19 protein-coding genes are annotated in these 21,336 nt (G+C 62.3%); 11 read left to right on the top strand and 8 right to left on the bottom strand.

The genetic code is table 11. The features are described from left to right. Positions 1-155: 155 nt before the first annotated feature. Positions 156-872, bottom strand: a complete 717-nt coding sequence (locus tag PXH66_RS14870) for a hypothetical protein (RefSeq protein ID WP_330929827.1) — start codon at positions 870-872, stop codon at positions 156-158. 237 nt (positions 873-1,109) lie between these two features. Between PXH66_RS14870 and PXH66_RS14875 the strand changes: the two genes are divergently transcribed. After that, complete coding sequence (locus tag PXH66_RS14875; protein ID WP_330929828.1) at positions 1,110-4,109, top strand: serine/threonine-protein kinase; 3,000 nt, start codon at positions 1,110-1,112, stop codon at positions 4,107-4,109. A gap of 159 nt (positions 4,110-4,268) precedes the next feature. On the opposite strand, the gene PXH66_RS14880 is transcribed toward PXH66_RS14875, so the two are convergent. Then, on the bottom strand, positions 4,269-4,643 hold the full coding sequence (locus PXH66_RS14880) for a VOC family protein (RefSeq protein ID WP_330929829.1): 375 nt from the start codon (positions 4,641-4,643) through the stop codon (positions 4,269-4,271). 158 nt (positions 4,644-4,801) lie between these two features. On the opposite strand from PXH66_RS14880, the gene PXH66_RS14885 reads away from it, so the two are divergent. After that, positions 4,802-5,740 (top strand): AraC family transcriptional regulator, encoded by a 939-nt coding sequence (locus tag PXH66_RS14885; RefSeq protein ID WP_330929830.1) that lies wholly within the window; start codon positions 4,802-4,804, stop codon positions 5,738-5,740. 249 nt (positions 5,741-5,989) lie between these two features. Then, a complete protein-coding gene (locus PXH66_RS14890; protein WP_330929831.1) occupies positions 5,990-7,087 on the top strand; it encodes a hypothetical protein in 1,098 nt (365 codons plus the stop codon). An 8-nt stretch (positions 7,088-7,095) separates the two neighbouring features. Here the strand turns inward: PXH66_RS14890 and PXH66_RS14895 are convergent, their stop codons facing one another. From PXH66_RS14895 to PXH66_RS14905, 3 genes are all read right to left on the bottom strand, one after another. Next, positions 7,096-8,715 carry an RNA polymerase sigma factor gene (locus PXH66_RS14895; RefSeq protein ID WP_330932060.1) on the bottom strand — a complete coding sequence of 540 codons (1,620 nt, stop codon included), beginning with the start codon at positions 8,713-8,715 and terminating at the stop codon, positions 7,096-7,098. Positions 8,716-8,846: 131 nt separating this feature from the next. Further along, positions 8,847-9,830, bottom strand: coding sequence for a glycoside hydrolase family 43 protein (locus PXH66_RS14900; RefSeq protein WP_330929833.1), 984 nt, complete (start codon positions 9,828-9,830; stop codon positions 8,847-8,849). Further along, positions 9,821-10,579 (bottom strand): cupin domain-containing protein, encoded by a 759-nt coding sequence (locus tag PXH66_RS14905; protein ID WP_330929834.1) that lies wholly within the window; start codon positions 10,577-10,579, stop codon positions 9,821-9,823. The genes PXH66_RS14900 and PXH66_RS14905 overlap by 10 nt, the downstream gene beginning before the upstream one ends. Positions 10,580-10,777: 198 nt before the next feature. On the opposite strand from PXH66_RS14905, the gene PXH66_RS14910 reads away from it, so the two are divergent. From PXH66_RS14910 to PXH66_RS14930, 5 genes are all read left to right on the top strand, one after another. Further along, on the top strand, positions 10,778-11,743 hold the full coding sequence (locus tag PXH66_RS14910) for a FecR domain-containing protein (protein WP_330929835.1): 966 nt from the start codon (positions 10,778-10,780) through the stop codon (positions 11,741-11,743). Positions 11,744-11,896: 153 nt separating this feature from the next. Next, the gene (locus tag PXH66_RS14915; RefSeq protein WP_330929836.1) at positions 11,897-12,589 is read left to right on the top strand and encodes an outer membrane beta-barrel protein; all 693 of its coding nucleotides are present in this window, start codon (positions 11,897-11,899) and stop codon (positions 12,587-12,589) included. Between the two features lie 56 nt (positions 12,590-12,645). Beyond that, positions 12,646-13,203 carry an RNA polymerase sigma factor gene (locus tag PXH66_RS14920; protein ID WP_330929837.1) on the top strand — a complete coding sequence of 186 codons (558 nt, stop codon included), beginning with the start codon at positions 12,646-12,648 and terminating at the stop codon, positions 13,201-13,203. Continuing rightward, positions 13,196-14,416, top strand: coding sequence for an anti-sigma factor (locus PXH66_RS14925; protein WP_330929838.1), 1,221 nt, complete (start codon positions 13,196-13,198; stop codon positions 14,414-14,416). Before PXH66_RS14920 ends, PXH66_RS14925 begins: the two co-directional genes overlap by 8 nt. A 169-nt stretch (positions 14,417-14,585) precedes the next feature. Next, positions 14,586-15,296, top strand: coding sequence for a hypothetical protein (locus PXH66_RS14930; protein WP_330929839.1), 711 nt, complete (start codon positions 14,586-14,588; stop codon positions 15,294-15,296). Between the two features lie 13 nt (positions 15,297-15,309). On the opposite strand, the gene PXH66_RS14935 is transcribed toward PXH66_RS14930, so the two are convergent. Further along, on the bottom strand, positions 15,310-16,608 hold the full coding sequence (locus PXH66_RS14935) for an amidohydrolase (protein WP_330929840.1): 1,299 nt from the start codon (positions 16,606-16,608) through the stop codon (positions 15,310-15,312). 129 nt (positions 16,609-16,737) lie between these two features. On the opposite strand from PXH66_RS14935, the gene PXH66_RS14940 reads away from it, so the two are divergent. The 3 genes from PXH66_RS14940 (at position 16,738) to PXH66_RS14950 (ending at position 18,676) form a co-directional block, all read left to right on the top strand. Continuing rightward, positions 16,738-17,628, top strand: coding sequence for a c-type cytochrome (locus tag PXH66_RS14940; protein WP_330929841.1), 891 nt, complete (start codon positions 16,738-16,740; stop codon positions 17,626-17,628). Positions 17,629-17,655: 27 nt separating this feature from the next. Further along, on the top strand, positions 17,656-18,069 hold the full coding sequence (locus PXH66_RS14945) for a hypothetical protein (RefSeq protein WP_330929842.1): 414 nt from the start codon (positions 17,656-17,658) through the stop codon (positions 18,067-18,069). Between the two features lie 112 nt (positions 18,070-18,181). Beyond that, positions 18,182-18,676, top strand: coding sequence for a hypothetical protein (locus PXH66_RS14950; protein ID WP_330929843.1), 495 nt, complete (start codon positions 18,182-18,184; stop codon positions 18,674-18,676). A gap of 116 nt (positions 18,677-18,792) precedes the next feature. On the opposite strand, the gene PXH66_RS14955 is transcribed toward PXH66_RS14950, so the two are convergent. Both PXH66_RS14955 and PXH66_RS14960 read right to left on the bottom strand, forming a co-directional pair. Then, the gene (locus PXH66_RS14955) at positions 18,793-19,821 is read right to left on the bottom strand and encodes an alpha/beta hydrolase (RefSeq protein WP_330929844.1); all 1,029 of its coding nucleotides are present in this window, start codon (positions 19,819-19,821) and stop codon (positions 18,793-18,795) included. Positions 19,822-19,945: 124 nt separating this feature from the next. Then, complete coding sequence (locus tag PXH66_RS14960) at positions 19,946-21,292, bottom strand: DUF1552 domain-containing protein (RefSeq protein ID WP_330932061.1); 1,347 nt, start codon at positions 21,290-21,292, stop codon at positions 19,946-19,948. Between the last annotated feature and the right edge of the window lie 44 nt (positions 21,293-21,336).

Genomic DNA, 21,336 nt, shown 5'->3' on the forward strand with positions numbered 1-21,336 from the left:
GCCTTCGGGCAACGCTCGCTTTTGAGCGGAACCGGTGCACAGGGTCGAGAGGAATCAGCCCGTGCGCAATCGGGATAATCCGGTGCTCATCCGCGAACACCACTCGGGATCGCCGCGCACACGATGGTCATTCCGGGTCGCCGACCGCGTCCATGCTACTCCGTCTGCGCCACCGCCCCGGCATTGAGGATCAACTGAGCGATGCCCGCCACATTGTCGGGATCGCGCGCGACCGCCGCCTCACACCAGGAGACGACACTGCGATGTTCCGCCGCCGCACACGCCAGCCACCAACGTTCCTTGATTCCGATATCCGGCAGGGTATCCGCCGCCGCCAGCACATCGATGAGCACCGCCTCGTCGCCGGTGGCAAGAAACACGCCCCACTGCAGATAGAGCGAACTCAGGGACCGGATTTCCACCTCCTCGAAACTCACCGGACGCGTCATCACGGTGCGCAGGCGCGTGGCCATCTCGGCATCGACGATATTTTCCGCGTAGTAGTCCAAATAGGACTCGCCCTTGGGATGACCGGCATACCACAACGCCGCGATCAGGAGGCGACGCTCCGACTCCGGCAACGGCCGGCATTGCAACATCCAGTCGTCGATCCGATCCGGATTCTGGCGCAGCACGCTCGCGATGAAACCGATGCCGAGCGTGGTGTGCCCGGGCATGGCAAAGTAGTTGTTGCGACTCAGTTCGAAGATCGCGGGCACGAACTGATCAGGGGCGGGTTTTTCGTAATAGTGGCACAGCCACTGGCGGCCGCGATAAACCGGCCAACTGGCGGCGACCGAAGCACTGCCGACGATCATCAAAAGACACGTGACCGCCCCGCGCCGCAGCGCGGTCGAGCATGAAATCGACATGGATGGAGAAAACTGAGGGTTTGAGGCGGAAGGGGTGCCGCCGGGGGTTTGACTGACGCGCCGAAACTACGCCGCGAGCATTCCTTCGTAAACGAGAATCTCTGTCCTAATCACCGCATTACCATTTGATGTCGCGTCCCGCTTGGCGCCGAATCACTTCCTTCGCTCCGCCGCGTTTTCACTGTCCTTTTCCCTGGCGGCATTTCGCACGAAGTGCCGCCCGCCCTCCCATTACTCATGCCCGAAGACGATCAAATTTTTGCCGACGCTCTCGAACTCGACCCCACCGCACGGACTGCCTTTGTCGACCGCGTCTGCGCGGAGAATCTCCCCCAGCGCCAACGCGTCCTGGCGTTGCTGGCTTCCCACGACGCCGCCACGAGTTTCCTCCAACAACCGCTGGTCAATCGCCCCACCACCGCGACCGCCGCCCAAGTGGGCGACGTGATCGACCACTACGTGCTGCAACGCAAGATCGGCGAAGGCGGTTGCGGCACGGTGTATCTCGCGGAACAAACCGCGCCGGTGCGCCGTCTCGTCGCCCTGAAGATCATCAAACTCGGCATGGACACCGTGGAGGTCATTCGCCGGTTCGAAGCCGAACGCCAGGCGCTGGCCCTCATGGAGCACCCGGACATCGCCCGGGTTTTCGACGCCGGCGCCACCGCCGAGGGCCGCCCCTTCTTCGTGATGGAATTCGTCGATGGCCAACCGATCACGACGTTTGCCGATGAACACGACCTGCCCCTGGCTGCTCGCTTGGAGCTCTTCCGGCGCGTCTGCCTCGCCGTGCAGCACGCGCACCAAAAGGGGGTGATTCATCGTGACCTCAAACCATCCAATGTGCTGGTGACCATGCACGACGGCGTCCCCTGCCCCAAGGTCATCGACTTCGGCATCGCCAAAGCCACGGAGTCCCGCCACGCCGACGCGGCGGTGCTGACGACCGTGGAACAATTCATGGGCACCCCCGCCTACATGAGTCCGGAACAGACCGGCGCAGGTAGTGATGATATTGATACGCGCAGCGACATCTACAGTCTCGGCGTTCTGCTGTATGAATTGCTCACCGGGCAACCCCCGTTCGAGGCGCCGACCCTGGTCAAGATCGGGCTGGATGAGATGCGTCGGCACATTCGCGAAGTCGAGCCGCCGCGTCCATCCACCCGCCTGCACACCCTCGCACCCGATACACTGGCCACGACGGCCCGCCACCGTCACATCACCGTGCCTTCGTTGATCAATCTCGTGAAAGGCGATCTCGACTGGATCGTCATGCGCTGCCTGGAAAAAAACCGGGACCGGCGCTATGACTCGGCGATCGGTCTCGCGCAGGATCTGCAACGCCACCTCAACCACGAACCCGTGGAGGCCCGGCCGGCCAGCACCGCCTATCGGTTGAAGAAAATGGTGCGCCGCCACCGCCTCGCCGTGGGGGCGACCGCCGCGATTGTTGCGACCATGATACTCGGCACGGTGATCAGCGTGAACCAGGCGGTTCGCGCCGGTCGCGCCGAACGTCTGGCCCGGGATGAGGCGGCGATTTCCCGAGCGGTAAACGATTTCCTGGTGTCGGATCTCCTCCGCCAAGCCGACAGTTTTTTCCAGGCCGACGGCGGCGAAACCGCCGATCCCGATCTACGCGTGCGCGACGCCCTCGATCGCGCCGCCGCCACGGTTGGCGAGCGCTTCGCTGATCAGCCTCTGGTGGAGGCGGCGGTGCGCACGGCGATCGCGGTGTCGTATCTCGGACTCAACCTCACCAGCCTGGCGGAGCCCCACGCCACCCGGGCGTGGGAATTGCGCCGCGATCTGCTCGGTCCCGAACATCCGGATACATGCGAGGCTCGTTCGGCCATGGGCCGTGTGCACATGGGGCACGATGAATACCCTGAGGCCGCGGCGGTGTTTCAGCACCTACTCTCGGTGCAGATGGCGCGGCACGGTCCGACCGCCGACGAGGTGCTCGATACCCGCAACTATCTGGCGAGCTCGCTGCAAGGTGCCGGCCGCGAAGCCGAAGCCGAGGCGGTGCTGCAGGAAGGGTTGGACCAGGTCCGCCGTGCCTCGCGTCCCGAAGACAAACAGGTGCTCTCCCTGATGCACAATCTGGCGCACAGTTACGGACAACAAGGTCGACCGGCCGAAGCTGAAGCTGCCAACCGGGAGATCATTGCCATCGCTCGTCGCGTGCTGGGACCGGACCATCCCGAAACCATCAACACGATGAACAACCTCGCGTCGAACTACCTCGATCAGGGCAAGTTCGAACAGGCGGTCACGCTCAATCGGGACGTGTGGGAAAAGGTCACCCGTATTCTGGGGCCCGACCACTATCGTTCGATTGTATCCATGGCCAACCTCTCCCTGGCACTCAAGAAAACGGGGGAACGCGAGGAAGCGGAGCAACTCGAATCCACGGCGCTGGCCAACGCGAGTCGCGTGCTTGGGTCCGAGCACTCTCTCACGCTCACCCTGACGAACAATCTCGCGTCGTCACTTCTCCATCGCGGCAAAGTCGACGAAGCCATTGCCCTGCGCGAAACATTACTCGAGGTATTCACCCGCACCCTGGGTGATCAACATCCCTCCACGCTCACGATTCTCGCCAACCTCGGTCACAACTACCGGGAGCAGGGCCGCTACGAGGACGCCGAACGCGTCATGCTCCGCGCCATCGAAGGGATGAACCTCGTGCTCGGTCCGGAGCACCCCACCACCCTCATCATCCAAGGCAATCTCGCCGGCAACTACAGCAGAATGAATCAATGGGATGACGCGGCCCGCATCTGGCGCTGGAAACTCGACATCCAGGAAGCCACGCTCGCGCCCGACCATCAACAGCGCCTCCTCACGATGCGCGATTTGGCGTGGGCTTACCAACAGCTCAAACACTACGACAAGGCCGTGCCGCTGTGGACGGCTTTGTTTGCGTTGGATAAAACTCGCGACGGCCCGGCCCATCCGAAGACCACACTCGTCAGCATGTCCAACCTCGCCTTTGACCTCATCGAGCTGAAGGACTTCGCCACGGCCGAGCCGCTGCTACTGGACACCTACGCGACCCTCTCAACCTTGCCCGAATCCGAAACTCCGCCCGATGTCCCGCGGCACCTTCGCGCCACGGTGGAACGTCTCATCAAACTCTATGGGCAAACGAACCAACCGGACGAAACCGCCCATTGGCAGAGCGTGCTCGACGCCCTGCCCGCCGCGGAACCGGATGTCGGAGCCTAGGCATGTCTGGTCAAGAGGCGAAGCCGGTTCGAACGAGTGCTAGAATCAGGGCAGAGTCGCCTCCATTGAAACAACGCCGGGCGTAAAACCCGCCCCGCCGGGATAACCGCGTAATCCAATTTTGGTTCGGGCTTTACGCCCGGCTTTCTCAGACGTGCGCTAGCCCACGTGTTGGTCGATCAGAATGGGATTACCGTCCGGATCAATCATCGTGATGCTCGCGGGTCCCGTGCCAGACTCGTCCGCCTCCTGATTGAGCCCGACCCCGTTGGCTTTGAGCTGACGCTGGATCGCCCGCACGTCGTCAAAGTTTTCGAGAGTTTCGCCCTGGCTGTTCCAGCCTGGATTAAAAGTCAGACAGTTCCGTTCAAACATGCCTTGAAACAGACCGATGGTGGTCTCGCCACTGCGCATGATCAGCCAGTTTTGCGATTGCTCGCCGCCGACCTGAGTGAACCCCAGTTTCTCATAAAAAGCGCGCGATGCGGCGATGTCCTTGACGGCGAGGCTGAGGGAAAAGGTTCCGAGTTTCATAGTTTTGGCGAGGATCTGGTGGACGGTGAAAATAATGCCCCACGGGCACAGTTAATGGAGTCCAAATTCTTATCGGTGTATATCTATGTCCATCTGTGGTTAAATGATCACGAGACGATTCACTCTAACCGATCGCGCCCCGATCCGCTTTACAAATCTTGCGAAACGTTCCCGGTAAATCCGCCCCGCCTCCGCTGGCCTATGTCGAACGCATCAACCGCGCGGTCGACTTTGTCCTACAACACTGGGATGAAACACTGCGGCTAGATGCCGTGGCGCGCGCGGCCGGGTTTTCGCCGTTTCATTTTCACCGCGTCTTCTCCGTCCTCATGGGCGAATCGCTTAATACGTTCGTCAAACGCGTGCGTTTGGAACGCGCCTTGAAACTGATGTCGCAAAAGGACTGGTCCACGCGCCGATCCCCTTCCCTCACCGACATTGCCTTCTCCTGCGGCTTCGAATCCCCGGCCGACTTTTCGCGGTGTTTCAAACAACAATACGGCGTGCCACCGAGTCGGTTCGACGTGGATGCGTTTCGGGCCACGCGTCGCGACGATTGGCAGACGGCGGTGGCCGGTCCCGCTCAACGTCACCTGCTCGACGGTCTGCCGCCGGGCCAAAACCCGGACGGTTTCGCGGTCACTTTTCGACCGCTGCCACCGCGGATCGTCGCCTATATTCGGATCGCAAACTCGTATCGCGAAGGCGTGGTGCCCGCGGCCGCAGACCGACTCATGGCCTGGGCCGAAGCGCACGGCTGCGCCGACCGGCAATGGCTGGGTTACGCCTGGGATGACCCGGAAATCGTCGACGTTGAGAAGTGTCGCTACGATGTGGGGGTTGAGGTGGACGATGTCACACCGACCGGCGAGATCGGTCGCTTCGAATTTCCCGCCATGCGCGTGGCCGAGCTTGAAATCCGCGGAGGCATTGATCTCGAGATGCGGGCGCTGGACTGGCTCTTCGCGACGTGGTTGCCAACGAGTGGCTACGTGCCCACCGATCAACCGTGTTTCGAAGCGTGGATCGGGCGGCCTTTCGCCCACGGTCAGGAACACTTCGAACTGCGTCTGCAACTGCCCGTCGAGCGCGGATGATTCATTCCGTTTAAGTTTGATACCCCGGAGCGGGCCCCTGGCTTGGCCGAAACGTAGGAGCGTGCGGGCGCGCGATGAGCACGCTCATTCGGGAGCTGGCAGCGAGAGCCAGGTGTCATCGCGTGCCCGCACGCTCCTACGCATTTGAATCGAAGCTTCGAAATGGTCCGGAGTTTGCGCCCAGGGATCTTCACTTTCCCGCGAGTAAAAAATAGCGCACCAAACGCCGATATCGTTGTCCATGGGAGCTTGAAAAAGAAGTCTCAGCGCTCCCCGGGTCGCTTCAGCGTGGGTCGCGCGCTGGGATGGCTGGGCCGTGCCTCGGTGACAATGTTGAGCAGTTCCGTTTGCCTCGGCCTGCTGTTGGCTCTCTACGGATTGGCCACCCACTACGTCGCGTCGATGCGCCACTACGCCCCGCTCAAGATCGCCGGTTGGTTCGACGTAAAATCCCAGGTGGGCAATGTTTTCTACGCCGCCGCGGCCAATGCGGCGGAGTTCTTTCCCCATCTGGCGCAGGGGAAGTTCAGCGATGCCATCGGTAACCTCACCAACATGGCGGGCATCCGCGCCGACATTTACACCCGCCTGCTGCACGCCGGTGCGACCAACAACGCCGAGTCATTCACCGTGGCGGCCCCGATCATCATCTTTGTCCTGCTCGCCACTCGCTTGGTCGTCGCATTGATCCGACAACGGGAAAATTTCCAGCGTCTTCGTCAATGCGCCGCAGCCTACGTGCGCATGAAACTGCGGCGCGGCCGTCGGACACCATCGGCCCGCCTGTTGACCAACGCTCGGGACGCCCTGCAACAGGAGTGGCGCGTGCTGCAGTTTTCCTTTGATCAGATCCTGGTCTACATCGCCCGCCTCGGGGTGTGGTCCGCGCTGTTCACCGCGTTGCTTCTCAATACCATCGAATACTATCAGGGTCTCTCCGGCATGACGGGTTATCTCGGCTACGTGGGTTCCGGCATCGCCACCGCCATCGACGCAACCGTTGCGACCGGAGCCGCCGTCGTGAAGGAAATCTCCTGGCACGTGTTCTACCTGCTCACCGACGGCAAGGAGAAGACCTTTGGCTGGCTCACGCGGAGTCAGGAGCTGGAATACGTCAGTCACTATCTCGCCAAATTCCCCTTGGCTAAAATTCCGTCGGCGCTGCACACCGCGATTTATCAAGCCATCTGCGCCGGTGCGGCCTGGGGCTTGGCTCACTACCTACAAGGTCGCATCGCTCGCGACTTCGTCGGCATATACGAATCCCTGCCGCCCCACATGCGTCGCTACCTGGCGCAACGGCGCCCGCGCCGCGCGCGTCGCAGGCAGCGCACTCCGGGCGCGTAACCACGGCGTTACCGGGGCCGTGTGAGTTTCATGCGACGACGCACGGCGCGCGCGTAAATCGCCGTGGGGACCAGCGCCAGAGTCACCATCACAATGCAAAATATCAGGCCGTCCCGCTCGGCGTGGGGATTGGCCAACATAGCCAGAGCGGATTCGTCGTTGGCATGCGGTGCGATCGCCACCTTGCCCACGGCGATAAACCGGGAGATCGCCAATATCGCACTCTGCGCGCTCAGCCACGCCGTGGCCGAAATCGAGGCCACCGCGTGATAGCCGACCGATACGGCCCCCAGCGCGATGCCGCCGAACGCGACGGCACCCAATCCGATCACGCCAAAACTCACCGCCCCAAAGGACACCAATCCAAAGCTCACGGCCCCGCCACTGAAGCAGCCGACCGCCCAACCGCCCCAGGCAAACAACAGGCCGATGGCGCGGTCTCCTCCCGCCACCCAGCCGAACACCGGCGGTTGTCCCACATCGGCCGCACCAAAGCGAATGTGCACCAGCGGCACACCCAAAAATTTGCGTTTGCTCCGATACTCCGACGCCGCCGATCCGACCTGATCTCGCGGATCCGCAAATGCCTCCCGATCACGCACGCGTTCGGCTGAACGCAACTCGCGTTGCTGCCGCAGCATGCGCCCAATCAGCACCGTCCAAACCACCGCAAAGCTCACGACGCCCGCATGGTGAAGCGGCACCGCCCATCCCACGTGCTGCGGATACGCTCTCATCCCCATCGCGCCGCCCAGCACCAGCAGCATGAACGTGACCGCCGAGCCCAGCAACACGACCGTCATGCGCACGACGGTGCGGCGTTCCGCCGGGGTGCGCGCCTGGTCCAGGTTCATGCGCAACGTCATGACCGAGGCGATGAATCCGCTGACCGAGGCCAACACCGCCGCCAACAGCGTCGTCTTTGCCACGCTTCCCACGCCCTTGGTCGCCGCCGCTGCCGCCGCCCCGATGCCCGCCGCTTTCGCCGGGGGGGCGAGAACCGGCAGCGACGCCAGCACTCCGATCGTGAACACCTTGCCGGGGGTGCTGCGCGAGAGAGCGCCCTCCACAAATGCCAGCGCCTGGTCTTTCAACATTTTGCGCCCCCGGGACAACCGTTGCTTCACGTTGTCCTCCGACAGATCAAGTTCGACCGCCACGTGCTCGATCGAACGGTGCTCGCGATAGTATAGCACGAGGGGCTCGCGGTAGCGGGCGGGCACGCGCTCGAGGGCATGCCACAGAATCGCTTGTTCCTCGGCGTGAATCGTGTGATCGGGCGCCGATGTTTCCGCCGAGGGGATCTGGTCCGCCAACTCCGGGTCCACCGCGTGATTGACCGGCTCTTGATGGGCGCGCCGCCGGGAACGTCCGACTTTGTGACGGAGGATGCCACACAACCACGACCGTAGTTTCTCGGGGTCGCGCAAGCCGCGCAGCTGTTGCCAGGCTTCAACAAACGCCTCCTGCGCAATGTCTTCGCTTTCGCTCAGGCTTCCCACCGCAGAGTAAGCCAGCGAGCACAGCAGCCGTTGGTAACGTTCCACGATGCGACCAAAGGCGGCCCGATCGCCTGCCAGGGTGGCAGCGACCAAGTCTGCGTCGCTCGTGGTTTCAGTCAGGATCATGGCGTCGGGCGTTCTCATCGTGGGCGACGGAGTAGTGCCCGCAAAGCCTCAACCGGTGACAAACTTTCGAAACTATTTTTCGCCCGCCTCTCTCACGTGATCCTTGGGTCGCGCCCGCTGGGACCGACCGGTCATCCCGCCGAGACCTCGCCGCCGACGCCGCGGGGCCAGGCCTGCGGTGATCGGGTCGGTCCTCGTAACGATAACCGCCCCGTGTCTGGATCGCTGTCCAATCGATCGATGTAAACCACCCGCCGATCGGACGGTTGAGTCGGATCCGCATGCGCGTGATAGACCATGAAGCGCTCCGACCGGTCCGGGGACCACACGATCGAATTATGGCCGGGGCCCGAAGCTCCCACCGCCGGATCACTGCTCACGATCGGATTGGCCGGGTCTTTGGTCCAGGGACCCAAGGGGTGCGGCGCGGTGGCTGCCCCGATGCCGTAGGAAGCATGCATGTAGTGATTTGCAGAATACGTCATGGCATAGTGCGAACCCACACGAATGACCGCGGCGCCTTCGTTGCAACGGTTCCAATCGCGAATCTCCGTTTCCCACGGTTGATCGGCCTCCATCAATCGAATCGGTTCGCCCACCGGAGTGAGTAAGTCTTCCGACAATCGCACGCCGTAAAGTATGCCGTAGTCGTAGCCGTCCCGCGAACCGTTGCGGCTGAAATACAAATACGGCGTGTCGTCGTCGTCGATGAAGAGGTGCCCGTCGATGGTCGAATAACCCGGGTCAAACCACGGCGTGCGCAGATCGCGGTAAGGGCCCTCGGGATGGTCACTCACGGCCAACCCCATCAGCATGCGCATCGGCGCAACTCCGCGGAGCGTGCCGCTGTAGGTCAGATAAAACTTCCCCCGCCACGCACAGACTTCCGGGGCCCACAACCGGCCATCCACCCAGGAATCCGGCTGGCGCCGCCACAACCATCCCGTCTCGGTCCAATCGACAAGATTGGCCGATCGGTAACCGCGAAATCCCGCTTCGGGATCGGTGGTGCCGGTCAGATAATAGTTGCCCGCATGCTGCCACGCAAACGGATCACCCATCACGATGGGCTTCGCTCCGACCGGGTTGACGTAGGTGCGGGAGGTCAGCGCCATTGGAAGGCGAAATACATGCAGGTGCCGTCGCCCGTGTTGCGGATGCCATGCGGCACCATCGCGTCGAGAAACACCAGTTCACCGGTCTTCAAGGCATAGGGTTCGCCGTTGATGAGTTCCTCGGCTTCGCCGTGAATCATGAGAATGATTTCCTCCGCCGTGTGCGTGTGCGGCGGATGGCTGGTGATGCCGCGATTGAGCGTCGTCACATGCATTTCAAAATTGGAGGTCATCGCCGTCGGGCGATCGAAGTAACTGCGCAATCCGCCGCGATCATGCGGTTGAAATTCCAGCGCCCCGAAATCGACCACCAACGAACCACCGCCCTCTCCGCCGCGCGCCCGATTCACCGGCGCCTTGGACTGGTAACGCAGGCGATAAACCGTGCCCGACTCGTCGCCGTGATTCGTCAACCTGCAGGCATCGCCGGGCATGACCAACACAATGCTACCCGGACCCACCACCCGCTCCGCGTCGTCGCCCAACTCCACCAAAAACTCGCCCCGTTGCACCAGCCAAAGAGACTCTTGGTTCGTCGTTCCCGGCATGGTTTGGCCAGCCGCCACCGTCACCAAATCCATTTCCACGGAAGCCAGCAGCGTGGATTCACCCTGGAAGAGGCGCTCTTCGCCGGCGGACCACGCCGCGACGGGAGCATATTTGATTGATGCGACGGGCGCGGCGGTCAGCGCCGTGCAACCCAAACCAGTGCAGAGAGCCCAAAATGGAAGTCGGGGTAAGCGATACATGATTGTCAGCGACCATTCACCGCCGATCGGTGAGATGCAACGTCCGGGCTTCCAACCGTTAATCTTCCCTCACTTCGCGCCGACCCCCCACCGGAATCATCACCCCAGGAGTTCAGAATTGACGTCTAGGGTGTTTTACCTATTTCGTGATTTATCCTCCGCCCCCCTTCGGGACCGCCGTTCTGCTCTGTTATCGTCATGAAAATTCCACGCCATATTTGCCGGGGTCTCCTGCTCCTCTCCGCCGGCGTCGCCGCCTTGCCGGCCCAACCCGTCGCGGAGCATCGCGCCCACGTATTGGCGATGAGCGGAGACCAAATCGCGACCATGGTATTGGCGGACACCGGCACCGCAATGGTATTGATTCCTAAACTCCATGTGCCCAATGGGGCCACGATCACGGTGGGTCCCTACACGCGTCTTCATCTGCAAACCTTCGAGGGTGCGATTACCACGGCGGAGCCCGGCACGACCTTTAAGCTCGAGTCGGCCGATGTGGTGATCACGCCGGATAAAAAACGCATCGAGCGCACGACGTTGACCCTGCGCAGCGGCAATCTCGTCGCGAATTTGGACCCCAAGAAACGTGAAAAATCACGCTACGGCGTGCGCACGCCCAAAGGCACCGCCGGTGCCCGCGGCACCAATTACGCGGTCAGCGTGGAGGCAGCCGCCGCCGGAGCCGACAGCCTCACCGTCGTCACCGTGTTGGATGGAACCGTGGCCTTCGGTGACCGCGGAAGAGGACCGACCATCGCGTTGCCGCCGGGCACGGGCAGCAACGGAGACTCCAACGCGGTGAAATTGGCGGCGCTCTACGAGGATTCCCGCACCGCCGCGTTGGCCGATCGAGGTATGCAGGCCACCGCTGGTTCCGTGGCCGTGCTCATGGATAGCGAGCGTTCGGGCGTAAATACCGGCACGCTTAACCGCGTGTTCACTTCCGCCGCCGTCGGCACCGGCGACGTTGCCGTCATCGACCGTATGGCAAGCGCCGCCGTCGCCGCCAATCCCTCCGCCAGCGACCGTGTCGCCGACGCCCGCAACGCCGCCCTGGCCGCAATCCCTCCGCCGCCCCCGGCGCCCGTCCCGCCCCCGGTGGTCGAACCCGAAGAGCCACCACCTCCGGCACGTTTGCGTCACCGACGACCCGGCCGCAATTAGGCTCCCACTCGCCCGCGGCGGCGGCGATGACTCAAGCCGCTGCAGCTATTTTTGCTTTAATTTTCCGGCGACTGACTCCGTGCGGACATGGCGCGCGTATCCTTGGTAGAAGACCCACTGACGGGTCGAAATTATACCAAAGACATCTGCACCATGAAATCTGTTTTCGTTTCGCTTCTGTCCCTGCTCACCGGGGTATCCGCGTGGGCTCAGACGGGATTTTTCGCCGAAGCCGGCGTCGGACACCTTTCGCTCAGCGGAGCGAAGTATTCGATCGCCAATGTCGCCCTGAGCTCGAGTGGCGGCAACACCGTCCCGGGCACCGCCGGGCCGTTCACCACCAATGATTCGTTCTCCCGCGAGGACGACCACGCCACCGTGCCGTTCATCGCGGCGGGTTACACGTTTTCCGAAAACCTCGGATTGCGCTTCACCTATCATCACATCGGCGACCTCACGACGATCGCCGACTACGATGTGATCATCGGTGGCGATGCGGTCGCCGGTTCGGTTCACACCGTCTTCCAGGACACCACGCGGCTGTTCACCCTGTCGCCCGAGTTTTCGTGGTCGGTGAATCAGACGATCGAGCTGACGGTGTCCCCGGAGCTCAACCTGGTCCTCAACCGTGCCACGATCACGACCACCACCGACGATGTCTCGATCATGATCGTGCCGACTTCACCCTATTCGGACGAATCGGTCACCTTCGGAGGTTCGGCCGATGTGAAGTTCCATCTGTCGCCTCAAGCCTCGCTGGTCGTGCGCTACAAATACACCGACCTGAAGCCCAGCCGCGACCGCACCGGCCACCTCATCTCCGCTTCCCTGCGATGGCACTTCTGACAAAATCTCCCGCCCGCGCGGGAACAAATATCGCCCCCCACCGGCCACAGTAGTCCGTGGCTCCGTTCGATGCAGACGCGCTCGAAGCGCACCGTCGTCTGGTCGCCCGCCTCTGCGCGGGCGACACCGATGCCATGCGTCTGCTTTATCTGGAGCTGTCGCCCATTGTCCACGGCGTGGTGCGCCGCACGCTCGAGGATCCCGAAGACGCCCGCGAGGCCGTGCAGGACACGTTCATCAAAGTCTGGCGGCAGGCTTCGCGCTACCGCGCCGATCGCGGCGAAGTCGTTTCCTGGGTGGTGTTCATCGCGCGCAACGCCGCCATCGATCGGGTGCGCCAGGGGGCCCGGCGACGTCAACTCCTGGAGCAGTGGACCCCCACGGACGACGCCACCACCTCGCCCGCCTCCACCGCCTCGGAACAGACCGATCTGCTCGACACCCACCTCGCCCGTTTGTCCGCCCCGCAACGTCGCGCGCTGCAACTCGCGTTTTTTGCGGGCTGCACCCAAACGGAAATTTCCTCCACCATGAAAATCCCGGTGGGTAACGTTAAGAATCACCTGCGCCGCGGACTTTCGAAACTGCGTCAATGGGTCGCCAGCCATGAATAAGGATCTGGAAACCACCGCCCTGCACTACCTGCTCGACGAGCTGGATCCGACCGAGCGCACCGCGTTCGAACACCGCCTGGCCAACGACCCCGCTGCGGCCGCCATGCTCAAATCCTGCAGCGCCGCCCTCACTCATTTCGCGCGCCAGGAAGCCCCCGCCGAAACGCTGCCCGCAGCGGCGCAACGCGACACCCTCCAGCACATTCTCGGCACCATCGCCGCCGAACCACCACGGCGGTCGCGGCGATCCACCCTGCTCCGCCGCTGGGCTTGGCCCCTGGCCGCCTGCCTCCTGCTGGGCCTCAATCTCGTTCAACTCTCCTCACCCGATTCGCGGATCAGCGACGGCCCCCAAACCGCCGCCTCACCGGCGACCGGATCATCGACCGCGTCGACGCCGGAACCGACATCCGCAACCGCAGCCGTCATCGGCGGACAGGAAACCACCATCGACCAACTCGATCTCGGCACCCTCATCGCCGCGCTGACCGAGGGTTACGCCGACGGTGCCGAACCGCCCATCATTCAAGAGCTGCGCCGGCTGAAATCAATCCGGTTGCAGTATGGCAAACTGCAGGAGGATCACGAAGCACTGCGGGAACAACACCTCGCCGTCATCCAACAAATCGCACAGCTCGCCCTCGTCGATCAGGGAGTGGGCCGACTCGCCGCCATGGAACTGGTCGACCCCACCAGCTACGAACTCGGCCAACGCAAGGGGTTGCTCGATCTGGCCCTCGATTTGCTGACCGAACCCGGCATCGTGGCCTTGGAACCCCAGACCCCCGACCCTGAATTTCCCGACGGCGAAGAGCCCAATGTGGCCTCGCCGGATGAGCCCGCCAATGAAGTTCCCGACCCCACCGATCCGGCGACTCCAGACGACGGCACCGGTGACCCGACCAACGTCACCCCGGAAGATCCCTATGCATGGTCCGTCTTCGACGAGAGCAACCACCGTGGCTACCTGAACCTCTACAACCTGCCCTTCCCGGCCGCGGAAACGTCGCTCCAACTTTGGGTGAAACCCTCCGCCACCAGCCCCTACCAACGCGTCGGCGAAGTGCCGTCCCAATTCTACGGCGGCGACGGTAGTCTCTTCTACACCCTCCCGGGCGCCACTCAACCGCCGACCGAAATTCTCATCACCCAGGAACCCGTGGGCAGCGAGCCTCCTCAACCCACCGGACCAACCGTGCTGCGCGGACCGTAGAGTCCACCAATCCGGCCGGGAAGGAGGGGACGGCTCGCCGAGTCGTCCGCGTTTGGCACGGCCATCGACATGGAGTCCTTCCCTTCAAAAAACGAACAACAGGGATTCGCAATCCCGCGCATGTTCCGATAGTGCTGGGGGGCCGATGAAGAGTCGTTTCCTACTCACCGTGATTGCTTCCCTCGTGGCGTTGGCTCGCATGTGGGTGCTGCTGCGGCGGAAAGGTTACCGGGCGTTTCCGCTCTACTTTCTCGGCTTCTCGTTGGGCCTGTTCTTGATGAACTTTGGCCTGACCCGCTTCACGGTGGGAGACGAAACGCTTCGGCATAGTGGCAAGGGCGGCGGCATTGGTTGGTATCAGGAAATCGGCATGGGAATCACCTTCATGCTCATGGCGGTATCGAGCTCATGGGCGTATCTCGAAGCCCGTCGGGTGATCAAACTACCTCCGGACGGGATCCCGGTGAAAACTGCCGAAATCGAACCCGAAACTACCCCGCTACCCGCTGCTCGGTCTGCCCCGGTCCCCCGCGCTGATCAACGCCGCGTGATCCACACCTACGACCCCGCGCTTTCGAACCGGGTGGAAACCGTTTTTCGAGACAACCAATTGTCTTTTGGCAGGCAGACCATCGATGACCCCAGCGGCCTGACCGGCATAGAAATTTGGGTCGATACCGCACAGACAGATGTCGCTACCAAACTCGCCCGGGACGAGGAGCTGAATTACATCGAAGAAAACGCGACCATTCGTTGCCAAGGGTGCAATCAGGGGATGATCGAAACGGGCGAATTGGCGGATTCACCCGGCGAGGAGCGAGCGTATCTCGAGTTCGTGTGTCGAAAATGCGGAGCCAAGCAGCTTCACAATTTCGCCTAAAAACACGTCCGCCTTATTCAGCGTGGCGCGCCAGATACTCGACCGCCATGGTCGCCATCGCGCGCACGCCGGTGACGAGCGCGGCATCATCGACCACGAATCGCGGCGAATGATTCGACGCCGCCGTGGCGGGATCGATGTCGGGCGGACACACGCCGAGGCTGAAATACAACCCCGGCACTTTTTCCTGATAGAACGAAAAATCCTCCGCCGGGGTGACCATGGGAGCCGTCTTCACGTTCTCCGCGCCGACCACCTGCGTGAACACGTCGGCCATGGCCGCCGTGAGTTCGGGGTCGTTGATGGTCGGAGAGTATCCGGTGTCGGATCCGATGTAGACTTCGGCCGTCGCGCCCGACGCCGCCGCGATGCTTTCCGCGGTGGTTTTGATCCGCTCGTGATAGGCGGCACGCACGTCGGGGTCGAACGTCCGGATGGTGCCGGTCATGACGACTTCGTCGGGAATGATGTTATTGCGCTCGCCGCCTGAAATCGTGCCGATCGACACCAGCGACGGTCCCGCCAAAATATTGACCTGACGGCTGGCGATGGTCTGCAGCCCGAGCACGATCTGCGCCGACACCGTGATCGGATCGATGCCGCCCCACGGCCGCGCGGCGTGCGTCTGCCGTCCCGTCACCGTGATGCGCAGAAAGTCACTGCTGGCCATGAACGGACCCGACCGGAAACTCAGCGTGCCGCTGGGCTCGCCCGACCACACGTGCAGACCAAAGATCGCATCGACGGTGGGCTGCTCCAACACGCCTTCCTCGATCATCAATTTCGCGCCCCACTTGGGCGCGGGATAAGCGCCTTCTTCCGCCGGTTGGAAAATCAACTTCACCGAACCCGTGAGCTCGTCGCGCATGCCGGCCAAGACCTCCGCCGCGCCGAGTAGGATCGCGACGTGTGCATCATGCCCGCAGGCGTGCATCACCCCCACTTCCTTGCCGCCGTAATTGGCGCGAACGGTGGATGCATAAGGCAGCCCCGTTTGCTCGGTCACCGGCAACGCATCCATATCAGCACGCAACGCGACCACCGGACCGGGTTTGGTGCCTTTGATCAACGCGACCACGCCGTGCCCGGCCACCCCGGTTTTGAGTTCATCGACGCCGATACGCTCCAGACGTTGAGCGATGTAAGCGGCCGTTTCTTTCTCCTCGTTCGAGAGTTCGGGGTGCGCGTGTAAATGATGCCGCCACGCAATTACGTCGGCTTCGATCGCCTCCGCGCGACGGTCCACCGTCGGCGATGCCGCCACGATCAAACCGGAACCTCCCAGAGCCAACCAAAAGAGCAATCGAGTCATGCGTCCCATCCAAACCATTCCCCGCGATTTGGAAATGCCGGAATCACCGTCGTGCGATGGTTAAAATACAGCAGGCCGCGTCTACGCTGATCTTTGACTCCACGGGAAAACCCGTGCGCAATCGCTGCCGTGTCCCCCGTTGCCCGCCGTTGCTCCTTGCTGATCGTTCCTGTCGTGATCGGTTTCGCCGCCGCTCTCACCTTCTACCAATACGAGCGCAGCCCGGAATCCTCCCCCGTCTCCCGGGGTGGCCATTTAGCCCAAACCGCGGGTTGCTTCGCGTGCCACGGCCAAAGCGAGAACGATCCGCGCGTCAATTTCCGCAGTGGTCGCGCCCGCGGTATCGATGTGATTTGGGAGGACGGTCAACTCGAAGCCGCCGAGGTCATCGAGTGGATCACGCACGGGGTGCCCGAGGCGCAACGCGAACGCCACGGCCGTCTGCTCGTGCAAATGCCAGCCTACGGTGATGACGGCTATCTGACCACCGCCGAGATCGATGACATCGCCGCCTGGGCGCTCGCCGAGGGCGTGCGTCGCACCAATGGGGTCGGCAACGGAGATCGGGCCATGCCGACCATCGACGCGGACTTCATCGGCGCGCTCACGCCCGAGCGAACCCTCGTCTTTGGTGACCGACTCGCCCGTCAAACCGGTTGTTACCAATGCCACGGCGAACTCGGCCAAGGCGCGGTCGCCAATCTGGCTTCGTTCAAAGGCTACATCCCCGGCTTTCAGGGCCGTGATTTCCGTGAGCTCACCGCCGACGGGGATCGGGCGGAAATCCATCATTGGATTGATGACGGCCACGGCCGCGCGATTGAATCCGGACCGTTCGCCGGACTCGCAAAACACTTCTTCGACGCCCAAGCGATCCCGATGCCGGCCTACGCCGAGATCCTCACCGATCCGGAAATCGATCTCTTGGTCGAGTTCTTGCTTTTGTTGAATAACAAGGGCCCGTTGGATTCCGCTGCGGTGGAAGCCATTGCTGAAACCCTAGCTTCGACCTCTGAATAAAAAACCCTTTCGATCGTCACGCTTTCAATGACCTTATTCCGAAATATCGCCGTTCTCACCACCTTCATTGCCACGTCCACCATGGCTTGGGCCGAAAACTCGGTCGATGCGCTGCTGCCCCTTCCCGCCGAAATCCGCACGATCTTCAACAACCGCTGCGTGATGTGTCACGGTGAGGTGATCGAAGGCGAAGCCGAAGTGCGCGAAGATCTGATCATGGTTACGGATGATGACATTCGCGATACGCTAAGCGATGCCACGACTCTCTACGAAATGATCCGGGACGACGAAATGCCGCAGGAAGCTCGCCTTTCATTCCGTCTCCGTCGCAACACCGAGATGCGCGCCCGCCTCAAGCAAATCCAGGACGACTACGAATCAAAGGGCGAAAAGGCCGTGCTGATCAAGTGGCTCGAAACCGCGCTGCAAATCGAGAAATAATCCGGTCGCATCACCGGCCCCGGCGCGCCGGAGGATCTTGCCAAATCAAGCCGACCGGTTAACCTGTGAAGTCATGAACAACACAGGCTATACGGTAAATCACTCTCGATTAATGAGCCGTTGCCGACGGCTCTTCGTCACCGCGACCATTGCGGCGACTACCGCGCTCACCAGCAGCGCGGTCGACATCTCCGGCACCTACGACGACAAGGGCACACAAGTCCGGGGCAGCACGCCGATCACAGCGTCGTTTCACGGTCTGTTGGCGCAGGAATTCGACCCCGAACTGGCGACGCTGAAGTTTGCCGGCACCGCCCGCGTCCAACTGCTCGATCACGACGGAACGCTCGTCGTCAAAATCTACTCGGAGACGAACGAACAGCTTTGGAGCAGTCGTTGGAGTGCCCGCGAGGGCTACTCCCATGAGGGCGAACTCGCCGTCGTGCGCATGAAGCTGGGCGAAGCTCAGGACAAACGCTGGGTGCTCGTTATGCAGCCGGTTGAAAACGGCAAACTCCTCGAGGTAAAAGCCTACCGCGTCCTACCCAGCTACATCGGTCCTCGCGGTGAACCCGTGGGCACCTACTTGTTCAACAAACTGGACTGAGTAACCTACCACGCCCCGGCGCACGGGGGGAGTCGGGCGTAAAGCCCGACCCACGGCCAAGCGATCGGCACCACCACGTGGGTCGGGCTTTACGCCCGACTTCTTGGTAGTTGCGCTTATTTCGCGTCTTCCGCCCAGAGCCACCGGATGACCTCCGGCAACATCGATCCGCCGTGCTTGTCGCTGTGGGAACCGTCCGTCCACACGTGCTTTTCGCCGTAGCGGAGTCCCTCGACGTAACCTTTGGGCTCGGGTCCATACGGGTTCCATCTCAGTTCGCCGGCTTCGAATTTTTCGGCCTGAGAATTGGCAAAATTGAGCGCGCTCACCATCGACTGATTGGCGAGGAACCAGTTGCCCCACGGGTTATCGAGATCGTTGGAACCGTCCTGGAAAAAGATGCGCAGGGGCTTGATCGGCGTGCGACGGATCATGGCGGGATAATCCTGTCCGCCTGGTGACCACGCGCCGTTCGGGTCGCCCTCGGGCGGACGCGAGCCGATCGACACATAACTGCCGATGAAGCTGATCACTTTGCGAAATTCATCCGGGTAATTCCACGCCACGGTGAACGCGCAGATCGCCCCACTGCTGGTGCCGCCGATGGCACGCTGCTCGGGATCGTCGGTGAGGTTGTAGGACTCGCCCACGAGCGGGAGCATCTCCTCGATAATGAAGCGGGCGTAGTCGGTGGTGAGCACGTCATACTCCTGCCACCGGTGGTTGGGGTTGCCCCAGCCCAGATCCTGCGGGAACTCCTCCCGGGTGTCGCCAGGTGTGATGAAAATACCGATGGTCGGCGGGATGGCACCTTCGTGTATCAGGTTTGTGAGCACGTTTTGCACGCGCAGGGAACCTTCCGGGTGGGTGGCGCGGTGACCGTCCTGAAACACCAGCACGCTGGCCGGAGTCGCGGGGTCGTATTGCGCGGGCACGAAGAGCCAATACTGGCGAATGGTGCCGGTGATGATCTGGCTGCGAAACTCGAACGGGCCCAACAGCTCGCCTTGCGGCACGCCTGCCTGGACCAGAGAATCGGGGCCGAGTTCGAAGTCGCCGGTGACGACTTCGGCCGGCTCATGGGCCAACACACAGGACGCGCTGGCAAAAGCCAGACCCGCGAGAAACAGAGAACGGAAGGACATGGGGTATGGGGTTGGGGCTGGAATAAAAAACGAGCAGGTAGGGCGTGCTCGCCGAGCGCGTCGAGCCGAACCGACCGGCGGCACGTCAGCGGCGGGTTCGGCGAACCCGACCGCCCCGGCGAGATCAGATGTTGGCGAGACGGCCGGTGGAATCACCGAACCGCTCCAGGTTCTTCACGCCGACTTGATCGGCGAGTGAGAGGTAGAGGTTGGTCATCGGTTGATTGGAGTGTTTCACGAAGCGGCCCGGCTTGAGCATGCCCCCGCCGCCACCGGCGAGCAGCACCGGCAGATCGTGGTGCGTGTGACGATTGCCGTCGGCGTTGCCGCTGCCGTAAACGATGCGCGAGTTGTGCAGGAGGGAATTGCCGTCGACATCCTCGGTCTCGTCCATGCGTTGGAGGAAGTTGGCAAATTGCTCGACATACCAGCGATCGATCGTGGCCACCTTGTCGACGCGTTCGGCGTTGTTCTGGTGATGCGAGAGATCGTGATGACCTTCGCTGATACCGATTTCACTGAAGGAGCGGTTGTCGCCGTCGTGACCGAGCACGAACGTGCAGACGCGAGTGGAATCGGTCTTAAACGCGAGCAGCATCATGTCATACATGACTTGCACGTAGTCCGCGTGGCTTTCGGGAATGCCCTCGGGTGTCTTGCGCGCCGGATCGACGTTGGGGCCGAATTTTTCCGCCCGTTGGATACGCGATTCGACGTCACGCACGCCCGTAAGATACTGGTCGAGTTTCTCGCGATCGTCGTGCGCCAGCCGGCGCTGGAGGCTGCGGGCGTCGTCCATGACAAAGTCGAGCACGGAGCGCCGGTTCTCCATGCGCTGCTGCGCGTTGGCCTGACGGTGCCCCTGCTCGCCGGCCCCGAAGAGGCGCTCGAAAACGAGTCGGGGGTTGTTTTCCGGCGTCATCGGCGTGGTGGGCGATTTCCACGAAATATTGTATTGGTAGGCGCAGGAGTAACCGGAATCGCAACCGGAGGATTTGCGGTTCGCATCGCACGTGAGTTCCAACGACGGGAAGCGGGTGAGGTCGCCGATCTCGCGCGCGATGACTTGGTCGATCGAGATGCCGGCCTGCACGTCGGTGGCGCTCTTCTTGAGACGGACTCCGGTGAGGAACACACCGTTGCCGCGAGCGTGGTCGCCGCCGCCGTCGTTGCCGGGGTTGGCGTTGAGGTGATCGAGACCGCCGAGAACCTGAAAGCGGTCACGCAGGCCCTGCAGCGGCGACAGGGTTTCACCAAAGGCAAAGTCGCTCATGCCGCCGGTGGGCCACCAGCGATCGGGAATGGCGCCGTTCGGAAACGCGACGAAGGCGGTGCGCAAGGGTGCACCGGTCGGGGTGGTGGCGGTCTCCAGAGCCTGCGTGGCGGCGAGCAGCTTGCTCGGCATCATCGAGGCGAAGGTCGGGAGGGCGAGGGTCGCACCGATCCCGCGCAAAAAATTGCGACGATTCATGGACCGGAGGTGTTGGCGGAGTTCGGTTTCGGCTGCGTTGGGCA

It is taken from the genome of Synoicihabitans lomoniglobus, assembly GCF_029023725.1.
In the GTDB taxonomy this organism is placed as follows: domain Bacteria; phylum Verrucomicrobiota; class Verrucomicrobiia; order Opitutales; family Opitutaceae; genus Actomonas; species Actomonas lomonigloba.